Origin of the sequence: Kitasatospora sp. NPDC059462 (assembly GCF_042749955.1) — a bacterium.
Lineage (GTDB): Bacteria > Actinomycetota > Actinomycetes > Streptomycetales > Streptomycetaceae > Kitasatospora.
The window spans coordinates 1-9,445 of record NZ_JBHYUU010000216.1; the positions used below are offsets into that span (position 1 = coordinate 1).

Here is a 9,445-nt window from a genome sequence, read left to right on the forward strand (position 1 = left end):
GGCCCCGCCCGCCCCCCGGCCCGCCGCGGAGGGCTGCGCCGCCCGACCCCCCCCCCTCCCGGGCGGCGGGGGGTGGGGCCGCGGACCCCCGGCGGGGGGCGCCGCCCGGGCCCCGCCCCCCCCTCGGGGTCTGTGCGTGGAGGACGAAGCGGCTCGGCTACTTCTTCTTGTCCTTGCCGCCGCCGAGCGGCAGCGCGGCCAGGCCGCCGATGATCACGAAGGCCGCGATCGGCAGCAGCACGTAGAGCCCGAGGGTCTCGGCGACGCTCAGGCCGGAACCCGGGTCGTCGCCGTCGTCCCGGGTGAGGGCCATGGCGGGCGACGACAGCAGCATCATCAGCGTGACCGTTGCGGTGACCGCGCCGGCTCGCAAAGCGTTCCTCTTGTCCACGGTGCCAACTTACCCGTCACTTACGCCGGGCCGCTCGGCGGGGTCGGCCTTTCGGGAGGGCCGTCACCGGCGGTGCCCGGCCGGGCGCCCACGGAGCCCAGCAGGCCGGCGAGGGTCCGGGCGTCCGGGGCCGCGGCCAGCGCGTCCAGGGTGACCGGGCGCCCCGAGCCGTCGGCGACCGGCAGGCGCCAGTTCGGGTACTGGTCCCAGGTGCCCGGGAGGTTCTGCGGACGCGGGTCGCCGACCACGTCGGGCAGCCAGACGCCGATCAGCCCGGCGGGGGTGGCGGCCAGGAACCGGTGCAGCGCGAGGGCCGACAGCGGCTCGTCCGCGCCCAACAGTCCCAGCCGGACCAGCTCGGCCCGCCAGTCGGCCAGCTCGGCGGCGGCCTGCGCCTGCTCCTCGCCCAGCGGACGGGCCAGCAGGCCCAGCCGGTGGCGCAGCTCCACGTGCTCGCCGGAGAGCCGGGCGGCGGTGGACGGCAGGTCGTGCGTGGTCAGGGTGGCGAGGCTGCCCGCGCGCCACCGCCCGGGCGGCAGGATCCCGCCCCCGGCCTGCCAGTCGCGTTCGAACCAGAGCACCGAGGTGCCGAGCACGCCGCGCGCCGCCAGCTCCTCGCGCACGCCCGGCTCGACGGTGCCGAGGTCCTCGCCGATCACCGCGGCGCCGGCCCGGTGCGCCTCCAGGGCGAGCACGGCGAGCATCGCCTCGGCGTCGTAGCGCACGTAGACGCCCTCGGTCGGGGCGTGCCCGGCGGGCACCCACCAGAGCCGGAACAGGCCCATCACGTGGTCGATCCGCAGCGCGCCGGCGTGCCGGGCGGCGGAGCGGATCAGCTCGGCGAAGGGCGCGTAGCCGGCCTCGGCCAGCGCGTCCGGGCGCCAGGGCGGCAGGCCCCAGTCCTGGCCGCGCGCGTTGAAGGCGTCCGGCGGCGCGCCGACCGAGATGCCGGCGGCCAGCACGTCCTGGAGCGCCCAGGCGTCGGCGCCGTCCGGGTGGACGCCGACCGCGAGGTCGTGCACCAGGCCGACCGGCATCCCGGCGGTGCGGGCGGCCCGCTGGGCGCGGTCGAGCTGGCGGTCGGTCTGCCAGGCCAGCCAGCGGTGGAAGTCCACCCGGCCGGCCAGCTCGGCGGCCGCGCGCCGCACGTGCGGGGAGCCGGGGTGGCGCAGGCCCTTCGGCCAGCGGTGGTGGTCGGCGCCGTGCCGCTCGGCCAGGGCGTTCCAGAGCGCGTACCGCTCCAGCCACTCGCCCTCGCGGGCCCGGTAGGCGTCGAAGGCGGCGGTGCGGACGGCGCCGTGCTCCTCCGCGTACCGGCGGTACCCGGTGTGCAGCAGTTCCAGGGCGCGGCGCTTGAGGGCCCAGACCTCGTCGCGGTCGATCAGGCCGTCGTGCTCCAGCACCTCGGAGCGCAGCCGGGCGGCGCGGGTCAGCAGTTCGTCCGCCTCGGCGCGGGCCGGGCCGGTGAGGTAGGCGTACTCGGGGACCTCCTCGACCCGCAGGTGGACCGGGTCGGCGAAGCGGCGGGAGGACGGGCGGTAGGGGGACGGGTCGGAGGGGACGGCGGGCAGCCCGGCGTGCAGCGGGTTGATCTGCAGGAAGGCGGCGCCCAGCGAGCCGGCCCAGGTGGCGAGGTCGGCGAGGTCGGCGAGGTCGCCCATGCCCCAGGAGCGGTCGGAGAGCACGGAGTAGAGCTGGGCGAGGAAGCCCCAGCCGCGGCCGGGGAGGGCGGGCAGGCGTTCGGGGGCGACGATCAGGTGGGCGGTGGCGGTGCGGTCCGCGGCGTCGGCGTGCAGGGTGTGCCGGCCGGGCGGCAGGTCGGCGGGCAGCCAGTGGGCGTGGCCGCGCGGCAGCTCCCAGCGGCCGCCCTGCTCCAGGGCGACGGCGAGCCGGGTGCCGGCGGGGAGGTCGAGCGCGGTGCGGCGGCCGGCCCGGGCCACGACGGTCGGGGGCAGCAGCCGGGCCCGCCGCTCGTCCCGGTGGCGGGCGAGCGCGGCGCGGGCGGCGTCGGGGGTGGCGGCGTCCACGCCGAGCGCGGCGAGCACGGCGACCAGCGTGCGGGCTCCGGCCGGCACTCCCCCGGGGCCGCAGCGGGTGTCCACCCCGTGGGCCTGCGCCAGCGCCACCAGCTCGGGCGGGGGCGGCGGCGCGTCCTGCGCGGGCACGTCCGGTCCGTCGGCTCCGTCACGGTCGAGATAAGCGGCCACTCGCGGCTCCTGCGATGTCTCGGCAACGCCCAGTCAGGACAGCCACAGTCCTACCCGGGTGACGCCCCGGCGACCCGGCGGACACACCCCGCCGAAGGGGTGGGAGAGGGGCGGAAAGAAGTGTTCGGGAGGGCGGAGAGCCTCCTTTAAAGAGGCCTTAAGTCCGGCGTAAATCGGACAAAATCGGCATACCCGTCGACGGCGTTGACACCGGGAAACGTAGCTGGTGGGCTTTGCCGCGATGTGGTTCCGGCCTGGCGAGGAGGCTCCTGTGCAAGCCCGAGTGTCCGAGGTGGCCGGGCGGCGGCTCCGTCAGCAGCTGGAGCAGAGCCCGTCGCTGCGCGAGGTGCTGCAGCACCCCGCGGCCCTCGCGGCACGGCGGGCCACCGCGCGGACGTGCCGTCAGCTGGTGCCCCGCACGGCGGACCGGCTGATCGCGGACCTCAAGGGCACCGAACCGCTGCTGCACTCCGTGCGCGCCGAGCGCGCGCTGGCCGCCCGCCCGGGCGCGCCCAGCCGGCGCACCCTCCAGATGGCGGCCACCCTGTCGGCGGCGGCCGTGGTCGGCGGTCTGCTGGTGAGCGGCCCGGCCGCGTACGCGCGGGTGCCCGGGTACTCCCCCGGGGCGGACGTGGTGAGCACCGCGAGCGGCGCCCCGCAGACCCCGCTGGGCAGTGTCAGCGACCCCCGGGTCTTCCCCCGCCCGCAGGAGCAGAGCGTGGCCGGCCGGCCGGTCACCGTGCCGGGCGCCGTCACCCTGGTCACCGCGCCGACCGCGGACCACGGCGCCGTCGCCGCGGTGCGCGAGGTCCTCGGCATCGCCGGGGCGAGCGCCGTGACCTCGGTGCCGGAGCCGCCCGCCCCGGTCGCCGGCTCCCTGGTGGTGTACGTCGGCGGCCCCACCGAGGGCGCGGGCGGCCCCACCGACCGGGTCCTGCGCGAGCTCACCGTCGCGGCCGGCGGCAGGGACAGCGCGGCACCGACCACGGCCGGCATGCCCGCCGGCGGCTACGTGCTGGCGGCCGGCCAGCTGCCGGTGGCCGGCGGCGGCAGCTACGGCGCGGTGGTGCTGGCCGGCGCCGATCCGACCGGCACCTTCTACGCGGCGCAGTCGCTGCGCCAGCTGCTGGCGGCCGTCCCCGCCGACCAGGGCCAGGCGCCCGGCGCGGCCGGCCTCGGCCTGCCGGGGATCACCCTGCGCGACTGGCCGTCCGGCGCCCCGGTGCGCGGCACCGCCGAGGCCTTCTACGGCACCCCGTGGAGCCAGCAGCAGCGGCTGGACCAGCTGGACTTCCTCGGCCGCTCCAAGCAGAACTTCTACCTCTACGCCCCGGGCGACGACCCGTACCGCACCGCCCGCTGGCGGGACGCCTACCCGCAGGCGAAGGCCGACGACCTGCGCGCGCTGGCCGCCCGCGCCGGGCGCAACCACGTCACCCTCGGCTACGCGATCGACCCCGGCCAGTCGTTCTGCTACAGCTCCGGCAAGGACGCGGACGCGCTGGTCGCCAAGCTGGACGGGCTGCGCAGGCTCGGCTTCACCGCCTTCCAGCTCCAGTTCCTGGACGTCTCCTACGACGAGTGGCACTGCTCCGACGACCGGGCCAGGTACGGCACCGGCCCGGCCGCCGCCGCCCGGGCGCAGGGCGAGCTGGCCACCAAGGTGCAGGAGCGGCTGATCGCCGGGGACCCTGCCCTGGCGCCGCTGTCGGTCGTCCCCACCGAGTACCACCAGCAGGGCTCCACCCCGTACCGCGGGGCGCTGGCCGACGCGCTGCCGCCGGCCGTGCAGGTGGCCTGGAGCGGGGTCGGGGTGATCCCGGAACGGATCACCGGCAAGCAGACCGGCGACACCGCGGAGCTGTACCGCCACCCGCTGGTCACCATGGACAACTACCCGGTCAACGACTCCACCCCGGACCGGCTCTTCCTGGGCGCCTACACCGGCCGCGACAGCGAGGTGGCGACCCGTTCGGCCGTCCTGCTGACCGGTGCGATGCAGCAGCCGGTCGCCTCCCGGATCGCGCTCGGCACGGCCGGGGACTTCGCCTGGAACCCGGGCGGCTACAAGCCGGAGGACTCCTGGCGGGCGGCGCTGCGCTCGCTGGCGGGCCCGACCGGTGCGACGGCCACGCCCACCGGGGAGACCCTGGCCGCGGTCACCGCGCTGGCCGGCAACAACGTGTCCTCGCCGCTGGCCACGCAGGAGTCCGGCTACCTCCAGCCGCTGCTGGAGCGGTTCTGGGCGACCGCCGAGCCGACCGCGGGCACCGCGCCCGACCTGGCGAAGCTGATCGAGGCGGCCGCCCCGCTGCGGGAGGCGTTCACCGCGATGGCGGACGCCCAGCAGACCCTGGCCGCGGCCCCGGCGACCGCCCAGCTGGCCGCCGAGGCGGCGCCCTGGCTGGCGCCGCTGCGCGACTACGGCCTCGGCGGGAAGGCCGCCCTGGACATGCTGCTGGCGCAGCGCGGCGGGGACGGCGGCGCCGCCTGGAAGGCCCGGGTGGAGCTGAACAAGCTGCGCGAGCAGCTCGGCCAGAGCCCGGCGACGGTCGGCGCGGGCGTGCTCGGCCCGTTCCTGGAGCGGGCGCTGCGGGCCGCCGACACCTGGGCCGGGGTGCAGGGCGGCGGCATCACCCCGACCACCACGATGGGCACCGCGCACGACCACCTGCCGGCGCTGATGGCCGACGGCGTCGCCGACACGTTCTACTGGAGCTCGGCGCCGCCGCAGGCCGGCGACTCGGTCGGCCTGGACCTCGGCGGCGGGCGCCCGGTCGGCAGCGTGACGGTGCTGATGGGCTCCTGGGGCAGCGGTCCGGACGGCGCGAGCGCCGTGGACGACTACATCCGCGACGGCGTGCTGGAGTACACCACCGGCGAGGGCGGCTGGAAGAAGCTGGCCCCGGTGAAGAACCAGAAGTCGGTCTCCGCGCAGCTGCCCGCCGGGGCGGTCGTCCGGGCGGTGCGGCTGCGGGCCACCGCCGCGCAGAAGACCGCGGTCGCGGTGCGCGAGTTCTCGGTGACCGCGCCGGACGAGCTGCCGGCCAGCGTCTCCGGCGGCCCGGCCGCGCTGCCCGGCTCCTCGGCCGCCGCGGTGCTGGACGGCAACCCGGACACCGCCTACCGGGCGGCGACCGCGCCGACCGCCTCGGACGAGCCGCTCACCGTCGAGCTGGGCGCCGCCCGGCCGCTGGACCGGCTCACCATCCTCACCGACCCGGGCGTGCGGGCCTCGGCCACCGTCTCGGTGCGGCACCCGGACGGCTCCTGGACGGAGATCGGCACCGTGCAGCCGGGCTGGAACGAGCTGTCTGCCGGCGGACTGCCCGCCGACGCGTTCCGGCTGGCCTGGAAGCCCGGCGGGGAGCCGCCGGTGGTCAACCAGGTGATCCCCTGGTACGCGGACGCCCCGGCGGCCCGGCTGAGCCTGGCCGACGCCTCGGTGGACGCGGTGATCGGGGAGGCCGCGCCGGTGCAGGCCCGGGCGACCGTCGAGGCGGGGCGTCCCGAGGGCGTGACCGGGGAGCTGCGCACCGAGGTGCCGGCGGTCGCCAAGGGGCTGACCGTGGCGCCGGTGACCGGGGTGAGCGTGCCGCGCGGCGGGAAGGTCGGCGTGCCGCTGCTGGTCACCGCCGGTCCGGAGACGCCGTCCGGGACGTACCAGGTGCCGGTGCTGTTCGTGGCCGGGCCGACCACCGTCCGCCAGGTGCTCCAGGTGCACGTGGTGCCGCCGACCGGCGGGCCGGACCTGGCGATCACCGCGGAGGCCACCTCCTCGGCCGACGAGACCCCGAACTTCCCGGCCTCCGCGGTGGCCGACCAGGACCCGAAGAGCCGCTGGTCCTCGCCGCCGGCCGACGACGCCTGGGTGCAGCTGGAGCTGCCGCAGGCCACCCACCTGGGCTCGGCGGTCCTGCACTGGCAGGCCGCGTACGCCGCGTCGTACAAGATCCAGGCCTCGGCGGACGGCCGTTCCTGGACCACGGTCGCGACGGTGGAGGACGGCTCGGGCGGCAACGAGACGGTGCGCTTCGACGCGCCGGCCGCGAAGTTCCTGCGGATGCAGGGCGTGGCCCGGGGCACCAAGTACGGCTACTCGCTCTGGGGCATCGAGCTGTACGCGGCCGCGGCGGCGGACGGGACGCTGCCGCCGTCGCCGACCGTGCCGGTCACCCCGCCCGTGACCCCGCCGGTCACCGCGCCGACCGCTCCCCCGGTGACCCCGCCCACCGGCACGCCGGGCGGAGGCCAGGCCGGCGGCCCGGCGCCGACCACCCCGCCGCCCGCGCCGACGCCCTCCGGTACCCCGGCCGGACCGGCGCCGCTGCCCTCCGGCACGCCGTCGAAGCAGCCGTAGCCCCGGGAAGGGGCCCAGACGGCGGGCCGCCGCGCTCCCCGGCTGCGGGGTGCGCGGCGGCCCATGAGGCGTACCGGGTGATGTGACGGGCAAGCCCTTGTGGTTCGGGGGTCAGGCGGAGAGCGCCTCGGGCTGTTCTCCGCGGCGGGCGGGGGCGGGGTGCGCGGGGTGCGTGCGGCCGAGCGGCACCGGGTGGGCGGCGTCGGTATGGTCGTGGTGTTCGTACTCGCCCCACTGCGGGGCGCGCAGCTGGTCACCGCCGCCGTACGGCTCCAGGTAGGGCCGCCAGCGCGGGTCCTTGATGCCGGTGCCGATGATCCGCCAGGCCAGTCCGGTGGGCGGCGCCGGTGGTCGCTTCATCCGCCAGCCGAGTTCGGTGAGGTGGCGGTCGGCCTTGGTGTGGTTGCAGCGGCGGCAGGCCGCCACCACGTTGTCCCACCGGTGCTGGCCTCCCCGGCTGCGCGGGATGACGTGGTCGACGCTGGTGGCGGCGGCCCCGCAGTAGACGCAACGGCCGTGGTCGCGGGCGAACAGCGCCCGGCGGGTGAGCGGGACGGGCCCGCAGAACGGGACCCGCACGAAGCGGGTCAGTCGGACGACGGAGGGCGCCGGGAGGGCGCTGGTGGCGCTGTGCAGAGTGACACCCGAGTCCTCCAGGCTGACCGCCTTGTGGTTGAGGACGAGGATGAGTGCGCGGCGCATCGATACGACGCCGAGTGGCTCGTACGACGCGTTGAGGACCAGGACATGCGGCACGGATGCCTCCTTGGACGCCTGCGGCGCGTGGCTCGCGCCGGGACGAGCGGTTGGATCGCGCAACGGGTGCGTGATCTCCCCCAGTGTCGCCTTACGCCTTCGTGCGGCGCCACCACTCCTGTGTAACGGACCTGACGTGAACTCCGGGTGTGGCTTCTGTCATACCCGGTATGCCCGGGGGAAGGGCGGGTTGCACTCCGGTGCCCCGGCGGGGTACCGCTGGGCCGGTCGGAGCAGTGCGGCAAGCGGCGCTCGGGGGCCCGGACGGGGCGTTCGCGCCGGTCCGCGCGCCCTCCGAACGGCCGATCGGCGTGTCAGGGTGCGAGCCCGGCACGGCTTAAGGTAGTGCGGACGGTCCGCAGGCCAGGGGCGTGCCACCCGGGCGTGCCCCGCGTCGACGGGCCGTGCCACGACCCCAGCAGGAAGGTCCCGCACGTGTTCCGGTCCGGTGCCGCCGGCCTCCTCGCCGAAGCGTCCGCCACGACGCCGGCCTCGACGCCCGCCCCGTCCCCGACTCCCACGGCCCCGGAGTTGCCCGACCTCAGAATCCCGACCAGCGCCCAGGAGGTGTCCGACACCACCCGGCAGGCCGCCGGCTGGTTCGACGAGCACTGGCAGGACTGGCTCGCCGGCGGGATCCGGATCGTCTTCATCATCGTGCTGGCGCTGGTGCTGCGGGCGATGGTGCGCAAGGTGATCACCCAGCTGATAACGCGGATGATCCGGCCGGGCGAGAGCGAGGACGAGCCGAGCCGCCTCGGCGGCCTGCTGGCCAATACCGGGGTGGTCAACCCCGAACGGCGCCAGCAGCGCGCGGAGGCGATCGGCTCGGTGCTGCGCAGCGTCGCGTCGTTCACGATCCTCGGCACGGCGGCGCTGATGGTGCTGTCGGCGCTCGGGATGAACCTGGCGCCACTGCTGGCGAGCGCCGGTGTGGCCGGTGTGGCGATCGGTTTCGGCGCCCGCAACCTGGTCACCGACTTCCTCTCCGGGGTCTTCATGATCATGGAGGACCAGTACGGCGTGGGCGACGAGATCGACACCGGGGTGGCCACCGGCACGGTGCTGGAGGTCGGCCTGCGGGTGACCAAGCTGCGCGGCGCGGGCGGTGAGATCTGGTACATCCGCAACGGCGAGGTGAAGCGGATCGCCAACATGAGCCAGGGCTGGTCGACGGCCTCGGTGGACGTCCAGGTCGGCTACAAGGAGGACCTGGAGCGGGTCGAGGCGCTGATCGCGGAGACCGCCGAGGCGATGGCCAAGGAGGCGCCGTACGACGAGCTCGTCTGGGCGCCGTTCAAGATCCTGGGCGTGGAGTCGGTCGCGGCGGACTCCGTGGTGCTGCGGATCGAGGCGCGCACCGCCCCGGGCAAGTCGCTGAGCGTGGCCCGGGCGCTGCGCCAGCGGGTCAAGCGGGTGCTGGACGAGGCCGGGATCAAGGTCAAGGAGGAGGTCGCGCCGGTGGCCGCGGGCACGGGCGCCGGCACCACCGCCGCCGCCATGGCGCTGACCACCGCCACGGTCCCGCCCCCCGCGACCGACCCGGCCCCGCCGTCCGCCCTGTCCGACCCCACCTCCGCGGGCTACAAGGCCGCCACCCCGATACCGGCCCCGGTCCGCCCCGCCGACGACACCACCACCAAGGCGCCCTGAGGTCTGTGCAGGCGCGGGGGCCGGGGCGCCCCCGCCCAGCCCCGCGTGGTGCACCGCCCCCCCCCCGCTAGAGGCGGG

At 76.6% G+C, this 9,445-nt stretch carries 5 protein-coding genes; 2 read left to right on the top strand and 3 right to left on the bottom strand.

Translation table 11 applies throughout. The features are described from left to right. Nucleotides 1-157 precede the first annotated feature (157 nt). Nucleotides 158-391, bottom strand: coding sequence for a hypothetical protein (locus tag ACFXAM_RS33695; RefSeq protein ID WP_350549418.1), 234 nt, complete (start codon nt 389-391; stop codon nt 158-160). A gap of 20 nt (nt 392-411) precedes the next feature. Further along, nucleotides 412-2,556 (bottom strand): 4-alpha-glucanotransferase, encoded by a 2,145-nt coding sequence (malQ, locus tag ACFXAM_RS33700; protein ID WP_380297118.1) that lies wholly within the window; start codon nt 2,554-2,556, stop codon nt 412-414. A gap of 313 nt (nt 2,557-2,869) precedes the next feature. Here malQ and ACFXAM_RS33705 point away from each other — a divergent pair, with 313 nt between their 5' ends. After that, nucleotides 2,870-6,958 (top strand): beta-N-acetylglucosaminidase domain-containing protein, encoded by a 4,089-nt coding sequence (locus ACFXAM_RS33705; protein WP_380297106.1) that lies wholly within the window; start codon nt 2,870-2,872, stop codon nt 6,956-6,958. A gap of 111 nt (nt 6,959-7,069) precedes the next feature. Here the strand turns inward: ACFXAM_RS33705 and ACFXAM_RS33710 are convergent, their stop codons facing one another. Continuing rightward, nucleotides 7,070-7,714, bottom strand: coding sequence for an HNH endonuclease (locus ACFXAM_RS33710; protein WP_380297107.1), 645 nt, complete (start codon nt 7,712-7,714; stop codon nt 7,070-7,072). Nucleotides 7,715-8,245: 531 nt separating this feature from the next. Here ACFXAM_RS33710 and ACFXAM_RS33715 point away from each other — a divergent pair. Next, nucleotides 8,246-9,367, top strand: a complete 1,122-nt coding sequence (locus ACFXAM_RS33715; protein WP_380297109.1) for a mechanosensitive ion channel family protein — start codon at nt 8,246-8,248, stop codon at nt 9,365-9,367. Nucleotides 9,368-9,445 lie beyond the last annotated feature (78 nt).